This window comes from Microbispora sp. NPDC049125, from assembly GCF_040802045.1.
GTDB lineage: Bacteria > Actinomycetota > Actinomycetes > Streptosporangiales > Streptosporangiaceae > Microbispora.
On record NZ_JBEZDW010000007.1, the window covers coordinates 50,382 to 74,183 of the forward strand.

Genomic DNA, 23,802 nt, shown 5'->3' on the forward strand with positions numbered 1-23,802 from the left:
TTGCGTAGTACTGTGCGGTGCGTGGACAGCAGCCAGCTACTCAAAGGGGTCCTCGACCTCGCCGTCCTCGCGGTGCTCGCCGAGCGCGACGGTTACGGCTACGACGTCGTACGGCGCCTGCGCGAAGGCGGCCTGGAGGACGTCGGCGACGCCTCCGTCTACGGCACGCTGCGCCGGCTGTTCAAGGCCGGCGCGCTCACCTCCTACGTGGTGGCCTCCGACGAGGGCCCGCACCGCAAGTACTACGGCCTCAACGACGTCGGCCGCTCGCTGCTCGCCTCGTCGGCGAAGACGTGGGCGGCGTTCGCCGCCACCATGAACGACCTCCTGGAGGGTGCCTCGTGACGATCCCCCCGATGAGCCCGAGCGAGTACGCCGACGCCGTCCGCGAGGCGCTCGCCGACCTGCCCGCCTCCGACAGGGAAGAGTTGCTGGAGGATCTGGACGATCATCTCGCCGAAGTCGCCGCCGAGCCGGGGATGCCGCTCGAGGAGCGCCTCGGCTCCCCGGAGGCGTACGCGGCCGAACTGCGGGCCGCCTACGGGGGCCGCCCCGCGAAGCCCCGCCTCCGGGTGCCCGGCCGGGCGATGGCGGGCCTGTCCACCGCGTTCGGGCGGGCGCACGCCCGGCTGCTCGATGTGCCGGTCTACCGGCAGGCGGCGGCGTTCGCTCCCGAGTTGCGGCCGGGCTGGTGGGTGCTGCGCGGTTACGCGATCGGTGTGGCCGTCGCCGCGGCGGCGGGGTCCGGCGGCGGCCTGGCCCCCGGCGATCCGGTGGCGTGGGTCTTCACGCTCGTCGTCATCTGGGCCTCGGTGTGGCTGGGACGGAGGTCGGCGCCGGGGGCGTCGCGCTGGGAACGGACGCTGCTGGTCGCCGCCAACGCGGTCGCCGCGATCCTGGTGCTCGGGTCGATGCTGGAGGGCGGTCACTCCGCGGCAGGGGGGCGGATCGCGCTGGACTACGACTCCGCCCCGCCGCGCGCCTTCCGGGTGGAGAACGCGGCGACCTTGACCAGCGGTGACGTCTCCAACATCTTCCCGTACGCCGAGGACGGCACGCCGCTGCGAAACGTGCGCCTCTACGACCAGGAGGGCCGGCCTCTCCTGGTCGACCCGGAGGCGAACGGGCAGGCGATCGCCGTCCCGTGCGAGGGCGAGCCACCCCTCCGCAACGCCTATCCCCTTCCGCTGCGTCCCATCGGCTGGGTGCCCGTGGACGGGGAGCCGATGCGGCGAATCGACGAGGCGACCGGGCTGCCCTGCGTTCCCGCGGCCCCTGCGCCCGTGCCGTCCTCGGCCCCGAGCGCCACTGAGAGCCTCAGCCCGTCGCCCGTACCGTCTTCCAGTGAGAGCCCGAGCCCGAGCCCGAGCGCGAGCCCGAGCGCGAGTCCGGGCCGGAGCTCACGCCCGAGCGGGAGCCCCAGCCATAGCGGGGGATGACCGGGTCTCGGCCGGCGACCTTCAGAGGCCGTCCGGGTTGTGGCGGGGGCATGACGGCGGAGCTGGCACGATCGATGTCATGAGCTTCGTTCCTCCAGGATCCGGCTGGCCGGGCGACCCGGCCGGGCCCGGCACCCCCGTCGCTCACGACGCCCACGAGGTCGCCAAGCTCGCGGCCGAGAGCCGTACGCTCGCGGAGCTGACGGCCCGGCAGTCGGTCTGCCGGGCCTGCCCCCGCCTGGTCGAATGGCGGGAGGACGTCGCCGACGTGCGGCGGCGGGCGTTCGCCGGCGAGACCTACTGGGGTCGCCCGATCGCGGGATGGGGCGACGAACGGCCGCACACGCTCATCGTGGGGCTGGCCCCGGCCGCCCACGGCGGCAACCGCACCGGCCGGATATTCACAGGGGACCGCAGCGGCGACTGGCTGTTCGCGTCCCTCTACCGCACCGGCCTCGCCGTACAGGAGACGAGCACGCACGCGGGCGACGGCCAGCGCCTGATCGGGGCGCGGATGGTCGCGGCGGTGCGGTGCGCGCCGCCGGCGAACAAGCCGACGCCGCAGGAGCGGGACACCTGCTTTCCCTGGCTGTCGCGGGAGCTGGCGATGACGGCGGGCTCCACCCGGGTCGTCGTGGCCCTCGGCGGCTTCGCCTGGCAGGCGGTCTGGCCCGCGCTGCGGGACGCCGGGTTCGCGCTGCCGCCGCGCAGGCCGCCGTTCGGGCACGGCGCCGAGGCCCTCATGGCGTACGGCGCGACGCCGGTCACGCTGCTCGGCTGTTACCACCCGAGCCAGCAGAACACGTTCACCGGCCGGGTCACGGCGGAGATGCTCGACGCGGTGTTCGCGCGGGCCGTCGAGCTCGCCGGCCGATCTGCCGCTTGATTTCCTTCGTTCGCGTGTGACGTTCGGTTCGGCCGTTGTGACGCGGACTTCGCCTCTTGGGAGGCTCTCGCGCCGGCCTCGTTGCGTGCGTCCTGGCGAGCGGACGACGGCGGGTCCTGCGACTGCGTGGTCTGCGTTTGGTCGCGGACATTACGCAAACGTTGGTCGGGTCCCCGCCCCTTGATGGGATGGCGCAGTGAGTCGGAGCCCTGGAGACCAGATGCCCCTGCAGCGCCCTCGTCGACGTGTATCGATCACCCTGTTACTGCTGAGCAGCATGATCTGCACGATTGCGACATGCACCGATCCGGTGTGGGCGGGCACGGCGCCACCCCCCACGGCCCTCCTCGGTGTCCCCGGCTCCACCGGACCGGCGGAGCAGGCCGACGAGGCGTGGGCCGTATCGTCCGCACGCGCCTGGCGCCGTCGTGTCGAGGTCGAAGGGGAGCAGTCGGCCACTGGGTCTGTCTACGCGAACCCTGACGGCACCTTCACCGCGGAGGAGCACAGCCGGCCGATCCACGTCCGGCGGGACGGCGGCTGGGTGCCGGTAGACCCCACACTCCGTCGCGCCGCGCACGCGATCACGACGACCGCGACCACGACCCCCGTGACGTTCTCCCCGGGAGGCTCCGGTCCACTGGCCGAGATGGCGGGCCAGGGCTGGAAGATGACGATCGATTGGCCCGCAAACCTGCCGACCCCTGTGCTGACGGGCGACGTGGCGACCTACCGGCAGGTCCTGCCTGGCGTGGATCTGGTCCTGCGCGCGGATGACGCCGGATTCTCAGAGCGACTGGTGGTCGCCTCGCGCGAGGCGGCGTCCAACCCAGCCCTTCGCGAGATTCGCTTCGGTTATCGCCTGACCGGCGCCGAACTCTCCGTCACCCGCGACGGCGGACTGGTGGCCCGCGACCACGCCGGCCGGATGGCCTTCAGCTCCCCGCCACCCCGCATGTGGGATGCGGGGCCCGGCGCCGGTGGCTCGCCTGCCCAGGCCGACGTCGGTGTGGCCGTCCGCGATGGTGCCATCCTGCTGCGGCCCGATGCGGCGATGCTCGCCGACCCCGCCACACGCTTCCCGGTGACCATCGACCCCTCCTACAGCGCGGGCTCGCTCGCCTGGGCCGACGTCCTCGAGCAGAGCCCGGGGACCGCTTTCTGGAACGGAGGGACGCTCGCCGACAACGGCAACGGCAAGGTGCTGGTCGGCCGGGACCCTACGTACAACACCCGGGCTCGGGCCTTCTTCCGGATGAACACCTCCAAGATCGGCGGCAAGCACATCCTCAAGGCGACCTTTCAGATCACCGAGAAGTGGTCCTACTCCTGCTCCGCCAGCGTCGTGGAGCTCTGGTGGACGGGTGGGATCAGCTCGGGGAGCACCTGGAACAACCAGCCCGCCTGGAAGCAGAGGATCGGTACGGCGAACGTGGCCAAGGGCAACGAGAACTTCGGTTGCGGTGACGGTTCCGTGGAGTTCGACACCACGAACATCGTCCGCGACGCCGCGGCCGACAAGTGGGCCGATCTGACCGTGGGGCTGCGGGCCGCGGACGAGACGAGTTACTCGGGCTGGAAACGGTTCGACACCAGCCCGTCCATCGCCGTCACCTACAACTCGGTGCCGAACACGCCCAGCGAGCTGACCATCGACGGCAAGCCCTGCGGCGCAGGGACCTTCGTGGGAAGCAGGCAGCCGACGATGAGCGCCGCTGTCTCCGATCCCGACGCCGGTCAGATGCTGAGCGTCAGCATGTACTGGGCCATCAGGAGCGGCACGACGTCCGAGACCGACAAGGTCGTCCAGTCGAACGTCGCCTCCGGCGGCCGCGCCATCATGAAGGTGCCGCCGGAGAGGTTGGCCGACGGCGGGAGTTACTACTGGCAGGCCAAAGCCGGCGACGGCACCGACACCTCCGGCGCGTCGGCGCAGTGCGCCTTCACGGTCGACGCGGTCGCGCCCTCCGTCCAGCCGGCCGTCACATCCACCGACTACCCCGGCGACGGTGACTTCCACGGCGGCCGGGGCACAGCGGGAACGTTCGCCCTCGACGCCGCCGGCGTCACGGACGTCGTCGCCTACCGGTACGGCCGCGCCGATCCGCCAACGACGGAGGTTCCCGCCACGACTCTCGGCGGCGGGGCCACGATCAGCGTCACTCCTACGGCGGTGGGGATCAACACCCTGTACGTGCGGTCGGTCGACCGCGCCGGGAACCTGTCGCCGATGCGCGCCTACATCTACTACGTCGGCGGCGGCAGCGCACCCGTCGCCCACTGGGCGATGAACGAGGGCGGCGGATCGACACTCGACGACTCGTCCGCCGACGGCCACCCGGCCGGCCTCACCGGCACAACCGCGTGGACGTCCGACAGGACCATGACCCCCGCCGCCGCGGTGGCCTTCGACGGCACCAGCGGGCACGCCGCGACGACCGGCCCCGTGGTGGACACCGACAAGAGCTTTTCGGTGTCCGCATGGGTTCGCCTGACCGCGGCACGGTGGGCCACGGTGGTGAGCCAGGGCGGTTCCACCGCGAGCGGCATGATTCTTCAGTTCGACCAGGGCGAGGGCCATTGGGCGATCGGCACGCAGGACGCCGACGCCAAGGACCCGACGGCTTCCCGTGCTGAAGCGCCCGACGCGCCGCTCCTGGGCGTCTGGACCCATCTGGCCGGCACTTACGACTCCGCCGCCGGCACGTTGACGCTCTATGTGAACGGCCGCCAGGCAGGCACCCGAAGCACGCGCATCTCCTGGAACGCCACCGGGCCACTGCTCATCGGGGCCGAGAAGTTCAACGGCTCCGTGATCAGCTACTTCCCCGGCGACATCACCGACGTACGGGTATGGGACAGGGTCGTCTATCCCGACGAGATCGCGGCCATCGCGGAGCGGTCACGCCTTTCCGGAGCCTGGGACCTCACCTCTGACGGCGCCGACTCCTCAGGGCTGAACCACCCCTTGGCGCCGTCCGGCGGGGTGACCTTCGAGCCCGCGAGCGGGCACGACGGTGGCGGAGCGGCGCACTTCGACGGCACGGGGTCGCTCACCGCCGCGGGCCCGGTCGTCCTGACCGACCAGAGTTTCACGGTCTCGGCCTGGGTCCGCCTGTCCGACTCGAGCGCGTATCACACGGCGGTCTGCCAGCAGGCCACCCGCACATGCGCGTTCTTCCTGCAGTACGACAAGTCGGCCGATCGATGGTGTTTCGCGGTGCACAGCAAGGACGTGGACAAACCGACGGCGTGGGCGGCCAGGTCGTCCACGGCGCCCGCGCCGAACACCTGGACCCACCTGGTCGGCGTTTACGACGCGGGCAGGCGGGAGGCCCGGTTGTACGTCAACGGGCAGCAGGTGGGTTCGGCGGCGGGGGTGACCGCGTTCAACGCCGGCGGGCCGCTGACCGTGGGACAGGCCCGCTACAACGGCAACGTCGCCGACCCGTGGAAGGGCGACATCGACCACGTGCGCGTCCACCTCGGCGCGCTGTCAGACGGCCAGATCGTCGACCTGTTCAACCAGTGACCTCCCGCGCTCGATCCGCGTCGTTTTCCTCGACCGTCCGCGTAGCAGTCCCCCCGGAGGTTTCCCATGCAACCGCGGCTGCTCTCCCTCCGTCGGCTCGTCCGGCCGGTGGCTCTCGTCTCGGCGGCCGTCGTGCTCGCCTCGCTGTCAGGGCAGGCGCCCGCCTACGCGAAGCCCGCCCCCGCCTTCGAGCGGCTGAAGGCGCAGGACGAGCACGTCGTCCGGGGCGTGGCCGGGACGGCCAAGCCGTTCGGCGCCGACCCGGCGGCGGCGCACGCCCTGCATGGCGCGCCCGCCGCCCCCGTCTGGCCGGCCGCCGCCGAGGCTGTGGCCGACCTCGAAGCGCCGGTGGCCGGGCTCGGCGTTCGAGCCGCCGCGACGCCGGTCCGCGCCGGCACGCTGCCGGTCACGATCGCGGCGGTGATGCCCTCCGGCAGCGGGCTTCTCAATCCGTCAGGCGTCCCGGCCGCTGATACGACGCCCCCGGACAAGGTGACGGTACGCGTGCTCGACCATCGCCAGACCGCAGGGGCGCACCCCAACGCCCTGCTGCTGCGCGTCGCCAGGGCCGACGGCGGCACGCGACCCGCGCCGGTCCGCGTCCAGGTGGATTACCGCGCGTTCCGAGCGGCCTTCGGGGCCGATTGGGCGCAGCGACTGCATCTGGAGGCCCTGCCGGACTGCGCTCTGGACACCCCGGAGTCACCCTCCTGCCAGGCGCGTCCGCTCGCCGCCAGAAACGCGGACGGGAGCGTCAGCGCCGAAGTGACCGCGGCGGCGGGCGCCGGGACGCTGCTCGCGGTGGCCGCGGGGCCTTCAGGCCCCACCGGCAGCTTCGCGGCCACCACCCTGTCGCCCTCGGGCACCTGGACGGCCGGCGGACCGTCGGGAGACTTCTCCTGGGGATACCCGCTGCGCGTACCGCCATCGCTCGGCGGCCCCCAGCCCTCGCTCGGCCTCAGCTACTCGTCCCAGAGCGTCGACGGCCGGCACGCCGCCTCCAACAACCAGCCCTCCTGGATCGGGGAGGGCTTCGAGATGTGGCCGGGCTACATCGAGCGGCGCTACAAGTCCTGCGCCGATGACATGGGCAGCGGCGCCAACAACACCGCCAAGACCGGCGACCAGTGCTGGGCCACCGACAACGCCACGATGTCGCTGAACGGGACCACCGTAGAGCTGATCAAGGACGGCTCGACCGGCGCCTGGCATCCAAGGACCGACGACGGTTCCCGTATCGAGCACCTGACCGGCGCGACCAACGGCGACAACGACGGGGAGTACTGGAAGGTCACCACGGCCGACGGCACGCAGTACTTCTTCGGCCGCAACCGTCTCCCTGGCTGGACGAGCGGAAAACCGGAGACCAACGCGGCCTGGACGATGCCGATCTTCGGCAACAATCCCGGAGAGCCTTGCTACCAGGCCACCTTCGACGCCTCCTCCTGCACCCAGGCCTGGCGATGGAACCTCGACCACGTCGTCGATCCCCATGGAAACTCGCTGTCCTACCGCTACGCGACCGAGACGAACAAGTACGCGAGGAACCTGAGCACGACCAACGCGGCCGGCTACGTCCGCGGCGGCTACCTCACCGAGGCCGACTACGGGACGCGCGCGTCGGCCGAGTACGGCACCGCGCCTACGCGGGTGCTGTTCGCCGTGGCCGACCGATGCCTGCCCAACACGACCTGCGACTCGGCTCACCCGGCCAGTTGGCCCGACGTGCCCTGGGACCAGAGCTGCACGGGCAACCCGTGCTACGTCGGCTCGCCGACGTTCTGGACCACGAAACGGCTCTCCTCAGTGACGACCCAGGTGTGGGGCGGCTCGGCGTATCGGGATGTGGAGTCCTGGACGTTCAAGCACACCTTCCCCGATCCCGGTGACGGAACCATGGCGGGGCTCTGGCTCGCCGGCATCGGCCACTCCGGGCTGGTCGCAGGCACGTCCGCCCTTCCGGACGTGACCTTCACCGGTGTGCAGATGCCCAACCGCGTGGACACCGTCGACCATTCGCCCGCGATGAACTGGTGGCGGATCGCCTCCATCCGGAACGAGACCGGGGGCGAGATCTCCGTCGCCTACTCCGGTCAGGACTGCGTGGCCGGCGGTCGCATGCCGTCTGCCCCGGAGTCCAACACGATGCGGTGCTACCCCGTGATCTGGACGCCGCAGGGCTACACGGACCCGGTCGCCGACTGGTTCCACAAATACGTGGTCACGGCGGTCGCCGAGACCGACCATACGGGCGGCGCCCCTCGAGTGGTGACCACGTACACGTACAAGGGAACCCCCGCGTGGCACTACACGGACGACGACGGCCTGACGCCGCCCGGCCAGAAGACCTGGTCGCAGTGGCGGGGGTACGAGACGGTGGCGGTGACCAAGGGGGACCCGGGTGAGCAGTCCTACGGCGAGACCCGCTACTTCCGCGGTATGGACGGCGACCATCTGCCCAACGGCACCCGCCACGTGTCGGTCGCGGACTCCCGGGGCGGTTCGGTCGCCGACAGCGACGCGTACGCCGGCCGCCCCCGCGAGGCGATCACCTACGACGGGCCGGGCGGCTCCGAGATCAGCGGTGTCATCACCGACCTGTGGCGGTCGTCGCCCACCGCCACACGCACCGTCAACGGAGTGACGGTCACCGCCCGCTACGTCGAGACCGGAGGAAGCACCCATCGGATCAAACTCGACGGCCTGCGCGGATACCGGCAGACCCGGGTCACCATGTCGTACGACGCGAGCGGGATGATCAGCAGCCAGGAGGACCTGGGCGACATCGCGAACGCGTCCGACGACCAGTGCACCAGGTACACCTACGCCCGCAACACCTCGGCGTGGCTCACGTCCTATCCCTCGCGGGTCGAGACCTACGCCCTCGCCTGCGACAAGACACCGGCGAAGGCCGCCGACGTCATCGGCGACGCGCGGACCTCCTACGACGGGCAGGCATGGGGCGTTCCTCCCACGAGGGGCGATGTCACCCGGGTGGAGTCCCTCAAGGACTGGGCGGACGGAGCGCCGTCGTACACCACGACGGCGCGCAGCGCCTATGACTCCTACGGACGGATCACCGACGCCTGGGACGCACTGGACGCCCACACCGCCTTCGCCTACAGTCCGGCCGGCGGGCCCCTGAAGAGCGCGACGGTCACCAACGCGCTCGGACACGTCACGACCACCGACATCGAACCGGCCTGGGGCCTCACCACCGGGGTGACCGACCCCAACGGGCGGCGCACCGACTTCGGCTACGACCCGCTGGGACGCACCACCGCCGTGTGGCTGCCCGGGAGGTCCAAGGGCGTTCAGCCGGCCAACAGCACCTTCAAGTATCTGGTCCGCACCAATGGCCCGGTGGCCGTCACGACCCAGAGCCTCGGCCCCAACGGCTCCTACGTCACCGGCTACGAGCTGTATGACGGCCTGCTGCGCCGCCGGCAGTCCCAGGTGCCCGCCGCCGGGCCGTCCGGGGGCGGCGTCGTCACCGACACGCGTTACGACACCGCGGGCCGCGCGTCGGCCACCACCTCCCCCTACGTCATCGACGCCGCACCCGGGACGACCCTGTTCACGGCCAACGGCGACAACCAGATCCCCGGGGCCACGCAGACGCTGTACGACGGCTCCGACCGTCCCGTCGCCTCGGTCTTCCGTTCGTTCGGTGTGGAGAAGTGGCGCACCACCACGGCGTACGGCGGGGACCGCACCGATGTGACCCCGCCGCCCGGCGGGACGCCGACGAGCACGCTGACCGACGCCCGCGGCCGCGTCACGCAGGTGCGCCAGTATGCCGGCACGACCACCGACGGCTCCTACGACACCACGACCTTCGCCTACAACGGACAGGGCCGCCTCGCCACCATCACCGACCCGCGCGGTGCCACCTGGTCGTACGGCTACGATCTCGCCGGCCGCCGGATCCGCCTCGACGACCCGGACAAGGGACGGCTCGCCGCGACCTACGACGACGCCGGTCGCGTCTCGTCCACCACGGACGGGCGGGGAAGGACGCTCGCATACGCCTACGACGCGCTCGGCCGGCGGACCGCCCTGTACGACGGCTCGGCCTCCGGGACGAAGCTCGCCGAGTGGACGTACGACACGCTGCTGAAGGGGCAGCTCACCTCCTCGACGAGGTGGGCCGACGGCAGCGCCTACACCACCGCGATCACCGGATACGACGCGGGCTACCGCCCCACCGGCATGAGCATCGGGATCCCCGCCGCCGAGGGGGCCCTGGCGGGCACCTACCGCTACACGGCGACGTACAAGCCGGACGGGAGCCTGTCCACCAGCACGCTCCCGGGAGTGGGCGACCTGCCGCAGGAGACCGTCTCCTCGACGTACGACGACGCGGGACGACCGGCCACCCTGTCCGGCACCACGAGCTACGTCACGTCGACCGAGTACACCAGATTCGGCGAGGCGGCCGTCCTCACGATGTCGACCGGCGGCCCGATTGCACAGGCCGGGTACTACTACGACGAGTCCACCCGCAGGCTGGACCGCCAGCTCGTCGTGCGGCAGACCGCGCCGTCGACGCTCGCCGACATCCGCTACGCCTGGGACCCGACCGGCAACCTGACCCGGATCTCCGACGCCCCGCCCGGTCAGCAGGCCGACACCCAGTGCTTCGCCTATGACGCGAAGAGGCGGCTCACTGAGGCGTGGACGCCGGGTGACGGGAGCTGCGCGCCCTCTCCCAGCGCCTCCCTTCTCGGTGGGCCCGCCCCGTACTGGCAGAGCTTCGGCTACGACTCCTCGGGCGACCGGATCAGCTCCGTCGACCACGCGACCCCCGCCGGAGACGTCCGGACCACCTACCAGTACCCGGAAGCCGGGTCGCCCCAGCCACACGCTCCGCTCTCGGTGACCACGACCGGTTCAGGCGGCACCCGGACCGACGCGTACGGCTACGACGCCGCGGGCAACACGACCACCCGCCCGGCCGCGGGCGGCGGGGGCGGCCAGAAGCTCACCTGGGACGCCGAGGGGAACCTCGCCGGCAGCACCGACGTGAGCGGCGGCAGCACGTTCGTCTACGGCCCCACGGGTGACCGGCTGATCCGCCGGGATCCGGCGGGTGCCACGCTCTACCTCCCAGGCCAGGAGTTGCGGCTGGAGTCGGCCGGCGGGCGCCTGTCCACCACACGGTTCTACTCGCACGGAGGACAGACGGTCGCCCAGCGTACCTCGGCGGGCGTCACCTGGCTGGTCTCCGACCACCAGCAGACGGCGCAGATCGCGATCGCGGCCACCGGCTCCCAGGCCTACACCAGGCGGCGGCAGACGCCGTTCGGCGAGGAGCGCGGCCAGCACGTGACCTGGACCAACGAGCACGGCTTCGTCGGGGGGGTGAACGACCCGGACGGCCTGGTGCACGAGGGAGCACGCGAATACGACCCGCACAGCGGGCGTTTCGTCTCCGCCGACCCCGTCCTCGACGCCGGCGATCCGCAGGCGATCCAGGACTACGCCTACTCCGCCAACAATCCGGTCACCTTCAGCGACCCTTCCGGCGCCATGTTCACCGGCCCGGGAGGCGGCGACGGCGACGGCGACGCCGGCCAGCAGCAACAGCAGCAGGTCCCGCCGGGGAACCAGGGAGGCGGTGGCTTCGGCCCGCCCACCTCCACCCCGGCTCCACAGCAGAGCGGTGGCTGCGGATGGAACCCCTGGTGCTGGGCCCAGGCCGGATGGGACTGGGTGCAGAGCACGGTTAAAGCCGCCGCCGGAGGGGTGGCCGCCACTGTGAAGGCCGTTGTCAACTGGGGCAGGAACGAACTGGGAGCCTTGGGGAAGTCGGCGCACGACACGATCCAGGACCTCACGAAGGCGGTCACACAGGGCGCCCAGTCATTCGCAGACTTCGTCAAGAACGTGTTCAGCAAAGCCGTCTCCGGACTGAAGAATGCCGGCGATGCGGTCGTGAACAAACTCAAAGACGTCAAGAACTTCGTCAAGCAGAAGGGGAATGAGATCGGCGACGAGCTGGGGCCGAACTGGACCAAATTGCTGGTCGGAGGCGTGACCTTCGTTGTCGCAACCGTCACAGGCTGGGGCTGCGGTCTCCTCCTCGCGGCGTCCTGGGCGTGCCGTCTGATAGTGGGAGGCGTCGGTGCGGTCACCGGTTACGCGCTCAACTGGGCCCTCACCGACAAGTCCTGGGATTGGGAAGAACTCTGGAACAGCATCATGGGTGGCGTTGCCGTGTCCTCTTTATCATTCTTGAGTGATTGGGTGGGGCGCCTCGATTGGCATTCGATCGAGATACCAAGATGGATACCGAGTCCGACGGAGCCCGTGCCGTGGCAGGTCCAGCCCCCCTGGCAGCGGTGACCTCGGGGATGGCGGCGCATGTCGCCGTCCCGCCCGTTCACGAACGGTCGAGAGGTACCCCCGGCCCCAGGAGGTCCCGCAGGCGGGCCTCCTGGCGGTCGTCGCCGATCTCCTGAAACAGCGCGAGGGCCTGACGGCGGCAGGTAGTGGCGGATGCGGGATCGGCGAGGTCGTCGTGGACGTCCCCCAGGCGGGTCAGCAGCATCGCCTCCTCGTAGCGGTCGCCGAGTGAGCGGAACAGTTCAAGCGCCTCGCTCCCGTACCGCAGGGCGTCCTCGGCGTCACCGAGACCGGCGAGCGCGGCGCACAGGTTGCTCAGGGCCCGCGCGTCCCCGTGGGGGTCGGGAATGGCGCGGGAGATGGCCATGGCGCGGCGGTGCTGCTCGGCCGCCTCGGCGAAGCGCGCCTGGCGGAAGTACATCTCGCCGATGTTGGTGACGGTGAGGGCCTCGCCGTACCGGTCGCCGATCTCCTGGAAGATCTGGAGAGACCGCTGATGCGCCTCGGCGGCCTCCTCCCACCGGCCCAGAGGGTCATATGTGCTGCCCAGGTTGCCCAGGACCTTCGCCTCGCCCTGCCGGTAGCCGACCTCCCGGAAGATCGCCAAGGCCTCCTGGTAGGCCGCCAGCGCGTCGTCCAGGCGATGCATCGGCAGGTAGGCGTTGCCGACGTTGCACAGGATGCGGCCTTCGGCCTCCCGGTCGCCCACCCGCCGGGCGCAGCGCAGCGCGAACTGGTGCGTGCTGACCCACTCGCCGTAGTGCTTGCGCAGGTCGAAGAACCCGTACAGGGCGGTGGGCAACTGCCAGGCGATCCGGTTCAGCCCGGCGGCCTCGGCCGCCTGTGTCGCGGCGACCAGGTTGGCGAGCTCCGTTTCACACCACGTGAGCGCCTCGGCGTGGCTCGCGAACGACATCGGGGGCACCGCCAGCTCCACGGGTTCGGGTCGCATGGGGGGAAGGCCGGGACTGAGGGCGACTCTCGCCGCGCAGGCGCTGTGCAGGTACCAACCGGCGAGCCGCCGGGTGGCCGCCGTCCTGAGCCCGTCGCCGTCCTCCTCGGTGGCCCGCTCGCGGGCGTACAACCGCAGCAGGTCGTGCAGCCGGTAACGGCCCGGAGCGGTCTGCTGCACCAGATGGGCTCCGGTCAGCTGGCCGAGCAGCCGTGCGGCCTCCCGCTGGCCGGTTCCCGCCAGGGCGGCGGCGGCGCGGGCGTCGATGTCTGGTCCGTCGTGCAGGCCGATCAGCCGGAACAGCCGCCGGGCATCGGGAGACAGGGTGTCGTAGGACCAGCCGAAGACGGCGCGCACAGCCGTCGTCTCGTCCTCGTCCGGAGCCAGCACGTCGAGCCGCGCGCGGCGATCCGCCAGCTCGGCCGCCGTATCGGCCAGGGGGCGGTCGTGTGCGTTGGCCCGCTCGGCCGCTACGCGCAGGGCAAGCGGATGGTAGGCGCAGTGCCTGGCCAGTGCCGCAGCCGCGTCGGGTTCGGCGTCCACCCGCGCCCGCCCGATGCTGCGGCGCAGCAGTTCCGCTGACTCGTCGGCGGTGAGCAGGTCGAGCACGATGCGGTGGGCGCCCTCCCGGGCGGCGAGCCCGGTCAGCCTGCTGCGGCTCGTCACCAGCACGACGCAGCCGCCCCGGCCGGGCAGCAGCGGGCGTACTTGCTCGACAGTGCGAGCGTTGTCGAGGAGCACGAGCATCGTGCGGTCGGTCAGCAGCGTCCGGTAGAGCGCGGCCCGTTGCTCCAGACCCGTGGGGATCCGCTCCCGTGGAAGTCCGAGAGCGCCGAGGAACATGTTGAGCACATCGTCGGGGGACAACGGGGTGCCGGTCGGGTGGTAACCCCGAAGGTCGACGTACAGCTCCCCGTCGGGGAACCGGTCACGGACCCGGTGCGCCCAATGGACGGCGAGGCTCGTCTTGCCGATGCCGGCCATGCCCCCGATGGCGGAGATGACCGCCGCCGCGGGGCCCGGCCTCCCGGTCAGCATCTCGTCGAGTCTCGCGATGTCCGCCGATCGTCCGGTGAAGAGGGTGGTCCCCATCGGCAGCTGCCGGGGGATGGTGGTTCTTTCCGCGGTTCGGCGGACGACCGCGTCGTTCCTCTCGCCCGCGCCGCTGTCCGCCTGGTGGGAGCCGGCATCGGCGAGAGCTTCCCTGACCTCGGCCGCTGCCCGCTCCGCCACCGCCTGGTCGCGCAGACGCTGAAGCTGCCCGGCCTGCAACGCGAAGTGGCGTTCGTAGGCCGTGATGATGTCGGCCGGCGGCAGCCGGCGTCCCGATTCGTAGTCCGCTATCGCACTATGCGACCCAAGATGCAGCGGACGCGCCAGTTCGCGCTGCGAAAGGCCTCGCTGGCGGCGAAGCTGGCGGAGCGCCATGCGCAATGCCAGATGAGCGGGCCCACCGTCGCCATCCCCTCGCATGGCCTCTCCCGTCGTTCCCGGATCGGCGGCATCGTCCGCCCCGGAACGGAACCGTACGTGATCAAATCCCCGACGGGACTAACGTTTAATCAACAATCAGCCGCCGTGCTCAGAGGCGAAAAGGAGCGGGCACGGTGGTGCGCTTCAGCGGAAGTGGTAGGTGATTCCGGCGAGCCGCTCCGAGGCCTCCCACGTCCCTGAACGGCTCGCTCTCCAGACGGAACGGCGACGCGCTGTGCAGGGGAGACCGGGCGGGGCACGCATCATGAGCCGGGAGGTGTCCCGGCCGATGTGTGAGGCTTGGCGAACGCTCGCCGGCTGTGCAGGAGAAGCTCGCGCACGGCTGGGTTGCGCGTGGTCTTCCAGATCAGAGCCAGCAACGCGGGTGTCTCGACGTCCTCGATGATCCGGGCGGTGAGCCGGTCGCGGTAGTGGGCGGCCATCGACTCGCTCAGGACGGCGACGGCGACGCCACGGGAAGCGAGGTCGGCGATGGCGTCGGCGGCGCTCGCCTGGAGCGCGATCACCGGCTGGAGGCCCTGTGCGGCGCAGGCCTGGTCGAACACCGCGCGCAGGCCGGTCCCCGGTGGCATGCACACGATCGGATGCGCGCCTACGTCGCGCAGGGTGACCCGCCGCCGTTCCGCCAGGGGATGCCCGGCCGGCACCGCCACGACGAGCCGCTCGCTGATGATCGTCATCGCGTCCAGGCCCTCGGGGGTGGCGGTCGCGGCGCCGATGAGCGCCAGGTCGACGGCGCCGGCGCGCACGGTCTCGATGAGCCGGTCCGAGCCGTCCTCCAGCAGTGAGAGCTCCACTCCCGGATGCGCCTGATGGAACGCGGCGAGGGCGTCGAACAGCGGTGTGACGGTGCATCCGATGACCATTCCGACCGTGACCCGCCCACGGATCAGGCCGGTCACCTCACCCACCGCCTCGCTGATCGCCTCGGTGGCGGCGAGCGCGGCGCGGGCGTGTTCCAGCGCGGCCTTCCCGGCGACGGTGAGGGTGGTGGTGCGCGCCGACCGGTCGAACAGCTCGGCGCCGAGCTCGCGCTCCAACTGGCGGATCTGAGCGCTGACTCCGGACTGGCTGATGTGGACCCGCTCGGCCGCCCGGGTGAAGTTCTGCTCCTCGGCGACCGCGACGAAGTACTCCAGCTGCCTCAGGTCCATAACTCCTGATTCTAGCTTCCATGAGAACCATCTGTTGGACTTCTGGCAGGCGGACGGGCCACCCTGGAAGGGCACTGAAGCCGACGTCAGGAGGGACTCCATGCCGGAGTACGAGAAGGCCATGCGGCCCGAGGACATCACCCGGTTGTTCGTCGAGAGATCCAACGCCGGTGACGCGGCCGGAGTCGCCGCGCTCTACGAGCCGGACGCGGTGATGGCCTACCCGCCCGGAGGTCAGACGGTCGGGAGGGAAGCCATCCGCGCGTTGTGGGAGAAGGTGCTGGCGGGCCGTCCCCGATTCGAACCGGAAGAGCCGCTGCCGACTCTCGTCAGCGGCGACATCGCCCTGACCTCCACCCCGCCGAAGGACGGCGCCGGCGCCCGGGCGCAGGTCGTCCGCCGCCAGCCCGACGGAAGCTGGCTGCGTCTGCTCGACCAGCCCGAGTTCGTCCCTCCCGGCCGCTGAACCCTCGCCAGGCCGGGCCCCCGGTCCCGTACGGCGGCCGGCCGGGGGCCCGGCCGGCCGGGAACACCGTCTCCGGAATGCGTGCACACCCCTGGAAGGGAGCTTGTGAACGCTTTCACGAGTGTGAAGTCGGTCACCGACAGAAGTTCTGCCGATGTTTCCGCAGGAAGAATGCTAGGAAGCACTCTAAATCGGAAAATGTGCGCATCTTGCAGGAAGGGCGGATTGGTGTAGATGGCTTGTCGTGACGTAACCTTGTGAAAGCTTTCACAAGCAGTCGAGCGAAGGGCATCCCTCGTGAACCGCAAGTCGAAGCACATCGTCGTCGTCGGCGGTGGATACGTGGGCCTGTACACGGCACTGCGTCTCCAGCGCACCCTCCGCGGGGAACTGCGCGACGGGAGTGTGCGGATCACGCTCATTGACCCCCAGTCCTACATGACCTACCAGCCGTTCCTGCCCGAGGCCGCGGCGGGGAACATCTCCCCCCGCCACGTCGTGGCGCCGCTGCGCCGGGTGCTGCCGAAGGTCCGCATCCTGAACGGACGGGTCTCCAAGGTGCATCACGAGGCCATGACCGTCACGTTCGAGCCCGCGGTCGGTCACGCGCGGGAGATCGAGTACGACGTCGTCGTCATGGCGGCCGGGTCCATCTCGCGTACGCTGCCGATCCCCGGCCTGGCGGAGGCGGCCATCGGCTTCAAGAGCGTCGGCGAGGCCATCGCGCTGCGCAACCGGGTCCTCGCCCTCCTCGACCGCGCCGAGTCCACCGAGGACGAGGAGATCCGCCGCAGGGCGCTCACCTTCGTCGTGGTCGGCGGCGGCTTCGCCGGCATCGAGGCCCTCGCCGAGCTGGAGGACATGACCGGCGACGCGATCGGCTACTACCCGAGCATCGAGAAGAAGGACCTGCGGTGGGTCCTGATCGAGGCGTCCGACCGCATCCTCCCGGAGGTCGGCCCCGAGATGGGCACATGGACGGCCGAGCAGCTCCGGGAGCGGGGCATCGAGCTCAAGATGGAGACGTTGCTGAAGTCCTGCGAGGGTGGCCTGGTCAAGACCTCGGACGGCGACGAGTTCGAGGCCGCCACGATCGTCTGGACCGCCGGGGTCAAGCCGAGCCCGGTCGTCAACTCCACCGACCTGCCCCTCGACGAGCGCGGCCGGATCAAGACCACGACCCGGCTCACCGTGGCGGGCGTCAAGGGAGCCTTCGCCGCCGGCGACATCGCCGGTGTGCCCGACGTGACCAACCCCGGTGCGTACTGCGCGCCCAACGCCCAGCATGCCGTACGGCAGGCGAAGGTCCTCGGGGACAACATCACCGCGTACCTGCGCGGGGAGAAGCTCAAGGACTACCGGCACAAGTACGTTGGCTCGGTCGCCGGCCTGGGCCTCTACCGGGGCGTCGCGAACGTCTACGGCGTGAAGCTCCGCGGGTTTCCCGCGTGGTTCATGCACAGGACGTATCATCTGTCGCGGGTGCCCACGGTCAACCGCAAGGTCCGCGTGGTGGCCGACTGGACGTTGTCGTTGTTCTTCAAGCGGGAGACGATCTCGCTGGGCGAGATCGAGCATCCGCGCGACGAGTTCAAGGCCGCCGCCGAGAGCGGCCGCAAGCGCTAGTCCGTGACGCACGGCAGGTGTCCCGCCCGGACGCCTGCCGTCTCCGGCGCCCGCAGCACGGGTGCCGGCTTCCCCTTCCGTCGGCGGTGCGGTCCCTATGCGACTGCGACGGAGGTGGGCGGGCGTGGGTCTCTACGCTGTGACGGTGGTCGGCAGGGATCGTCCCGGGATGATCGCCGAGGTCACGAGGGCACTGGCGGATCGCGGGGCGATCGCGGACTCCTCTTTGACCATGCTCAGCGGCCATCTCGCCATGACCTTGATGATCTCGGCCGATCCGAGGGGCGACCTGCTCGGAGAGGGCCTGGCCCGCCGGTTCCCGGGCCTGGCGATCGCCGTCGCCGACCTCGCCCGCGGGACGCCGCTCTCCGCCGGGCCTGAGCGCGACCACCTTGCCCGCAGGCCGGCGCCGTCCGCCGAGCCGGCGGCTTGCGCCGGGTGGACGGCTCCCAGGCCCGGCGAACGCCTGGCCTACGGCCTGCGCGTGCACGGCCCTTCCCGGACGGAGATCCTTCCGCTGCTCACCGGTCTCCTCGCGGACGCGGGCTGCGCCATCACGTCGATGACCACCCGGGCCGCCCGGGAGCGGTTCGTCGTCGCCGCCGACGTCGAACTGCCTGGCCGGGCCGACGTGGCATCGCTCATGCGGCGCATGGCGGCCACCCTGCCGGACTGCCGCATCTCCTTTCGCCCCGCCGACGCCGCGGTGATGTGATGGAGGGCGACAGCCGTACCGGAACGGTCAAGGGGGTGGTCACCGCGCCGCATCGGGGCATCCTTCTATCAGGTCCCGCGTGGGGAAGCTGGTGCAGGCGAATCCCGAAGCCGCCGAGGCGGCTCGATGGGAGGTGGCCCGCGGGGGCCGCATGTCCGTGCCCGGCCCGGCCGCCGGGTGCCGCGCGCCACTCGTGTCACGATCCGCGGTGTACGGCCGGAGCACGCGAGCAGGTCACGATCCACGCCGACGTCTTGCCGATCGACCGCCTCGGCGGCCCGCTGTCTGCCGCCCGGAGCCGCCGGGACCCGGGCCGTGCACGCGCTCAGGGGGGAGGACGAGTCACGTACGCCGCAACTCGCTTACACGAGAGTTATCCGTGACATATGATCGCGGCGCCCCCGTAGCCCAATGGCAGAGGCAAGCCCCTTAAAAGGGCTGCGTTGTGGGTTCGAGTCCCACCGGGGGCACTGACGCCATCTCAGTGCAAAGAGCCGGTGACCTGCCTTTCGCGTGGACTGGAGCCACGGGCGTGGAGGAACGGAACGGCTGCGTCCCCGGCTGCCCGATGATCGTCATCACGCTGATGCTGCCGCTGGCGGCCTTCGTCGCGATCAGCGCGGAAAGCCGCTGCCCGTGGATGTCCGGGGTTTCACCACGGCCGGGCTGTGTACGTTGACGAGATGAAGGGCACATGGCCTGCCGACGCATTGGCGCGGCTGGAAGACGAGAAGGCCCAGGCGGGCATCACGCCGCTCCGCGAGCTGCCGTTGCCGGCGTCGTGGGGCATCCGGCTGCGGGCGAAGGACGAGTCGGCCCAGCCGACGGGCAGCCTCAAGCATCGCCTGTCCCGCGCGCTGTTCGCCGACGCGATCGCGGGGAGGCGCGTCGTGGAAGGCGGAGCGGTCGTCGACGCCACCGGCGGCTCGATGGCCGTCGCCCAGGCCTACTTCGCGCGGTTGCTCGGCCTGCCCTACATCGCGGTGATGCCGAAGAAGTCGTCGGGCGAAGAGGTCGAGCGGTTCGGCGGGACCTGCCGATACGTCGATCCCCCTTTGGCGATCTACGAGGAGGCCGGGAGGCTGGCCCGCGAGGTGGGCGGCCACTACATGGATCACTACGCGTCGGCGGCGACCGTCGGCTGGCGCGGGTGGAGCCTGGCCGACGAGCTGTTCGAGCAGGTCAGTGAGTGCCCGCGATGGGTCGTGGTCGGCGCGGGCACTGGTGCGACCTCCGCCGCGGTCGGCCGCCGTCTCCGCGCCGACGGTCTGCCGGGACGGCTGGCGGTGGTCGATCCGGAGAACTCCGCCTACTTTCCCGGCTGGGTCTACGACGTGCCCGACTACAGCACGGGCATGCCTTCCCGGATCGAAGGCGTCGGCCGTCCGCGCATGGAGCCGGGATTCGTCGCCGAGCTCGTCGACGTGGTCGTTCCCGTCCCGGACGCGGCCAGTATCGCCGCCGCACGATGGGTCCGCCAGGTGACGGGGCTCGCGGTGGGGCCGGCCACGGGCACCAATGTGTGGGGCTCGCTCGAACTCATCGCGCGGATGCGGGCCGAGGGCGCCCGGGGTGACGTCGTCACGCTCATCGGCGACGCGCACCCCCGTCACCTGAGCGCATGTCATGACGATCGCTGGGCCGAGAGCAGGGGCCTTGACTGGCGGGCGTACGAGGGAGGGCTGATGCGCCTTCTCGGAGAGGGCGGTGCAGGCGGAGCCGTGAACAGGACGAGCGAGGTATGACGCCTCGGAGACGTTGACATGTAACCCCCTTGGGGTTATCAAGGGGGTATGCCAAAAATCAACGTGTACCTCCCCGACGAGCTGGCCGAAGCCGTCAAGAAGGCGAAGCTCCCGGTCTCGGCGATCTGTCAGCAGGCCCTGGAGCAGGCCGTCCGACGAGTGACGGCCATTCAGCTGGACGATCCGGAGGGGCGGATGTCGCGTTTGACCGCGCGCACCAAGGCCGTCCTGGAGCTGGCGCGGGATCGGGCCCACGCCGAAGCCGCCCACGGCATCGGCACCGAGCACCTCCTTTCAGGCATGCTCGCAGAGGGGCAGAACCTGGCGCTCCACGTGCTGCGGGCCATGGAAATCGACCCTGTCCAGCTCCAACGGGACCTGGACGCCCGTAAGGGCAACCGGGAGGAGACCGGGGAAGACGGCACGCAGGCGGGGGAGGAGGCCCGCCGGTTCGACCCCATGGCGGCGGCGGCCCTGGAGCTGACGGTGACCGAGGCGCTGGGGCTGGGACACAACTACGTCGGATGTGAGCATCTGCTGCTCGGCCTGATCGCCGAGCCGGACGGGCCGGCGGGGCAGATTCTGCGCGCCAGAGGAGCCGAGCTGCGCCCGACCCGGCGCGCGGTGGCCGCCGCCCTCGCGGGCTACGTCCATCTCCGGGCCCAGTCGCAGGAGGCCGCGCCCGCATCCGGCGGGCCGGCGGCCCAGAGCGCCGCCGAGGCCGTCGCCGCGGTGGTCCGGCGGGAGCTGGCGCCCATCTCGGAGCGGATCGAGCGCCTGGAGCGGCACGCCGGGCTCGCCGCCCCTTCCGGCGCTCCCACTCGGGATGGCGGCCCGGCCGAAGGCGAGCAGGGCGAGGGCGGGCGGTGACCGCGCACGCACGGTGGCGGCCTGGAGGAGGCGGCCGATGAACAGGCGGGTTCTGCTCCTGGCGACCGGTGACAAGATCGCCTACTCGCCCGCACCCGGCCGTACGGGGCTGGCGTCGGCGCAGGAGCTGCTCTGGGCGATTCCGGCGCGCATGATCGCCGCGCACGTCGTGCCGGAGGACGTGATGGCCGAGCCGAGCTGGGACATGTCGCCCTCAACGATGCTGGGGCTCGCGCGTCGTGCCCGCTCGGCCATCCTCGACGAGGGGTTCGACGGTGTCGTGATCACGCATGGCACCGACACGATGGAGGAGACGGCGTTCCTGGTGGACCTGCTGGCCGGCCCCGCCGCGCAGCGGGGCGGGATCGTGCTGACCGGCGCCATGCGGCCATTCGACGAGCTGGGCAGCGACGGCCCGCGCAACCTCGCCGCCTCCATCGCCGCCGCCGCGGACCCCGCGCTGCGTGGCGCCGGGGCCGTGGTCTGCGCCGACGACCAGCTGCACGCGGCTCGATGGGTCACGCTGGCGGACGCCGACGCCGTCCCGGGCTTCTCCTCGGCGCCCGCTTCCGTCCTCGGGCGGGTCGCCGGGGGACGGGTGGAGATGCGGGCGGTGCCTCCGCCCCGGCCGCCCGAGGTCGTGGGAGATCCGGAGACACATGTGGCTCTAATCAAGACATATCCGGATATTGAGCCAGCCATCCTTACCGCGGTCGTGGACGCGGGCGCCCGGGGCATCGTGCTGGAGGGCACCGGCGAGGGGAATGTGCCGATCTGCCTGTTCACCGCGATCACCGAGCTGGCGGAGTGGGACATCCCGGTGGTCGTCGCCTCGCGGTGCCGTACAAGGGGGGTCCCGCTGGAGGACCTGCCGCTCGGGCTCGGGCTCGCGGGTAAGGTCGGGGCCATCGGCGCCCGCGGGCTGGCGCCGGTCAAGGCGCGGTGCGCCCTCATGGCGGCCTTGGGCGGAGCGGCCCTGGGCGGAGGCGGGCGGCAGGCGGTGCGCGACTGGTTCGGCCGCCTCTGACGCCGGCCGGTGAAGCGCCGCGGCTCTCGGATGCGGCCGTCACCCGCCGGAGGCCTGACCTCTACACGGCCCGGAGCGCGCGACCGGCGGGCGCCGGAGCCGCGGCCCTGGCGGGCGACGACTGATCCGCGCATCCGGAGATCGGAAGCCTGAGCACGAACCGGGCTCCGCCGGACGGCGACTTCCGCGCCGTCAGCGTCCCGCAGTGGGCCTTCGCGATGTCGCGGGCGATGGCCAGGCCGAGGCCGGTGCCGCCACGGTCGCGGCTGCGAGCGGCGTCGAGCCTGGTGAACCGCTCGAATATCCGCTCCCGCTCTCCTTCGGGTACGCCGTCTCCGTCGTCGTCGACGCTGAGCTCGACGGCCGTCCCGTCGGAGCGGAGCGAGACCTCGACGACGCTCGTGGCGTGCCGCTGGGCGTTGTCCAGCAGGTTGGTGAGCAGCCTTGCCAGATGCCCGCGCACGGCCTCCACCATCAGCCCGCCCTCCAGCCGCAGCCGGACGGGGACCTGGTCGCTGCGCCGCTCGACCTCTTCGCGGATCAGGCCGGTCAGGTCGATCGGCAGGCGCTCGGCCGAGGCGCACGCGCCCACCCTCGCCAGCAGGAGCAGGTCAGTGATGATCGACTCCAGCCGGTCGAGGTCACCCAGCGCGTGATCGAGCAGGTCCTTCAGGTCGGTCTGGTCGGGATGGAGCTGCGCCTCCTCAAGCTGGGCGCGTAGCGCCGCCAGAGGCGTCCGCAGCTCATGCGAGGCGTCCGCGGCGAACTCCCGCTGCTGACGCAGCGCGCGTTCTGTCACCTGCTTCGCCTCCTCGATGCGGCTCAGCGTGCCGTTCACGGTACGTGCGAGCCGGGCCACCTCGTCGTGCCCGGACGGTTCGGGCACTCGTGTGCCGAGGTCGTCGACGTTGATCGCCGCCAGTCGTGTGCGGATCCCCTCGACGGGCCGCAGCGTGCGCCCGGCGACCTTCCAGGTCCCCCAGGCCGTCAACATGAGCAACGCGGCCACCTCCACGGCGAACAGAAGATCGAATTGCTGGACCGGCGTGAGACCCGACTCGGTGCGGCCGGCGTACACCACCGGCGAAGCGGCCGCCGGCATCACGCGGATGGCGGCCAGCCGTACGCAGCCGAGGTGGGCGACGTGGCAGTGCCGCAGGGCGCCGGCCGACCTGAACGTCGTCGGCCGCACCGAGCTGAGCGCCGGCAGCCCCCGAGCGGCGGTCGACGACGCGAGCACTCGCTGCCCCGGGCCCACGACCTGGATCAGGTCGATGCCCTGGACGCGCGGCACGACGGCGTCGTCCACGTCCCCCACCCTGACGCCTGCGGCGGTGAGCGACGCCTGCTCGCGGGCGTCCAACCAGCCCGCGTCGTAGAAGGCCCGGCGGGACAGGATGCTCCCGATGATCCCGGTCGGGACCAGGAGCAGCACGGCGAGCAGTGTCACGAAGACAGTGATCCTCCCGCGGACGGACTGCGGGCCCAGCCGGGCCAGCGGCAACCGGGTCCGCGTGAGGAGTAAGTGGTCAATTTCTGGCAATGCCG

The 23,802-nt window shown here is 71.2% G+C and carries 14 protein-coding genes and 1 tRNA gene; 12 read left to right on the forward strand and 3 right to left on the reverse strand.

The window, feature by feature from the left end; genetic code table 11:
• The first annotated feature begins 21 nt into the window (after window positions 1-21).
• The 5 genes from AB0B72_RS10940 to AB0B72_RS10960 all read left to right on the forward strand — a co-directional run bounded on the left by AB0B72_RS10940 (window position 22) and on the right by AB0B72_RS10960 (window position 12,205).
• Window positions 22-345, forward strand: coding sequence for a PadR family transcriptional regulator (locus AB0B72_RS10940; protein WP_367738416.1), 324 nt, complete (start codon window positions 22-24; stop codon window positions 343-345).
• An 11-nt stretch (window positions 346-356) separates the two neighbouring features.
• Window positions 357-1,439 (forward strand): hypothetical protein, encoded by a 1,083-nt coding sequence (locus AB0B72_RS10945; protein ID WP_367738417.1) that lies wholly within the window; start codon window positions 357-359, stop codon window positions 1,437-1,439.
• A 79-nt stretch (window positions 1,440-1,518) separates the two neighbouring features.
• Window positions 1,519-2,325, forward strand: coding sequence for a uracil-DNA glycosylase (locus AB0B72_RS10950; RefSeq protein ID WP_367738418.1), 807 nt, complete (start codon window positions 1,519-1,521; stop codon window positions 2,323-2,325).
• A gap of 277 nt (window positions 2,326-2,602) precedes the next feature.
• On the forward strand, window positions 2,603-5,857 hold the full coding sequence (locus AB0B72_RS10955; protein ID WP_367738419.1) for a LamG-like jellyroll fold domain-containing protein: 3,255 nt from the start codon (window positions 2,603-2,605) through the stop codon (window positions 5,855-5,857).
• Window positions 5,858-5,923: 66 nt separating this feature from the next.
• Entirely contained in the window at window positions 5,924-12,205 is a 6,282-nt protein-coding gene (locus AB0B72_RS10960; RefSeq protein ID WP_367738420.1) for an RHS repeat-associated core domain-containing protein, read from the forward strand.
• 37 nt (window positions 12,206-12,242) lie between these two features.
• Here AB0B72_RS10960 and AB0B72_RS10965 read toward each other — a convergent pair whose 3' ends face one another.
• Window positions 12,243-14,630 carry a tetratricopeptide repeat protein gene (locus AB0B72_RS10965; protein WP_367738421.1) on the reverse strand — a complete coding sequence of 796 codons (2,388 nt, stop codon included), beginning with the start codon at window positions 14,628-14,630 and terminating at the stop codon, window positions 12,243-12,245.
• A gap of 263 nt (window positions 14,631-14,893) precedes the next feature.
• Window positions 14,894-15,805 carry a LysR family transcriptional regulator gene (locus tag AB0B72_RS10970; RefSeq protein WP_367738422.1) on the reverse strand — a complete coding sequence of 304 codons (912 nt, stop codon included), beginning with the start codon at window positions 15,803-15,805 and terminating at the stop codon, window positions 14,894-14,896.
• A gap of 100 nt (window positions 15,806-15,905) precedes the next feature.
• Here AB0B72_RS10970 and AB0B72_RS10975 point away from each other — a divergent pair, with 100 nt between their 5' ends.
• The 7 genes from AB0B72_RS10975 (at window position 15,906) to AB0B72_RS11005 (ending at window position 22,254) form a co-directional block, all read left to right on the forward strand.
• Window positions 15,906-16,271, forward strand: coding sequence for a nuclear transport factor 2 family protein (locus tag AB0B72_RS10975; protein ID WP_367738423.1), 366 nt, complete (start codon window positions 15,906-15,908; stop codon window positions 16,269-16,271).
• 297 nt (window positions 16,272-16,568) lie between these two features.
• Window positions 16,569-17,897 (forward strand): NAD(P)/FAD-dependent oxidoreductase, encoded by a 1,329-nt coding sequence (locus AB0B72_RS10980; protein WP_367738424.1) that lies wholly within the window; start codon window positions 16,569-16,571, stop codon window positions 17,895-17,897.
• 124 nt (window positions 17,898-18,021) lie between these two features.
• Window positions 18,022-18,612, forward strand: a complete 591-nt coding sequence (locus tag AB0B72_RS10985) for an ACT domain-containing protein (RefSeq protein ID WP_367738425.1) — start codon at window positions 18,022-18,024, stop codon at window positions 18,610-18,612.
• Window positions 18,613-19,009: 397 nt separating this feature from the next.
• A tRNA-Leu gene (locus tag AB0B72_RS10990) sits at window positions 19,010-19,082 on the forward strand.
• A gap of 213 nt (window positions 19,083-19,295) precedes the next feature.
• A complete protein-coding gene (locus tag AB0B72_RS10995; RefSeq protein WP_367738426.1) occupies window positions 19,296-20,357 on the forward strand; it encodes a PLP-dependent cysteine synthase family protein in 1,062 nt (353 codons plus the stop codon).
• Window positions 20,358-20,405: 48 nt separating this feature from the next.
• Complete coding sequence (locus tag AB0B72_RS11000) at window positions 20,406-21,227, forward strand: Clp protease N-terminal domain-containing protein (protein ID WP_367738427.1); 822 nt, start codon at window positions 20,406-20,408, stop codon at window positions 21,225-21,227.
• A gap of 37 nt (window positions 21,228-21,264) precedes the next feature.
• Window positions 21,265-22,254 (forward strand): asparaginase, encoded by a 990-nt coding sequence (locus AB0B72_RS11005; RefSeq protein WP_367738428.1) that lies wholly within the window; start codon window positions 21,265-21,267, stop codon window positions 22,252-22,254.
• 61 nt (window positions 22,255-22,315) lie between these two features.
• On the opposite strand, the gene AB0B72_RS11010 is transcribed toward AB0B72_RS11005, so the two are convergent.
• Window positions 22,316-23,704 (reverse strand): sensor histidine kinase, encoded by a 1,389-nt coding sequence (locus AB0B72_RS11010; RefSeq protein WP_367738429.1) that lies wholly within the window; start codon window positions 23,702-23,704, stop codon window positions 22,316-22,318.
• Between the last annotated feature and the right edge of the window lie 98 nt (window positions 23,705-23,802).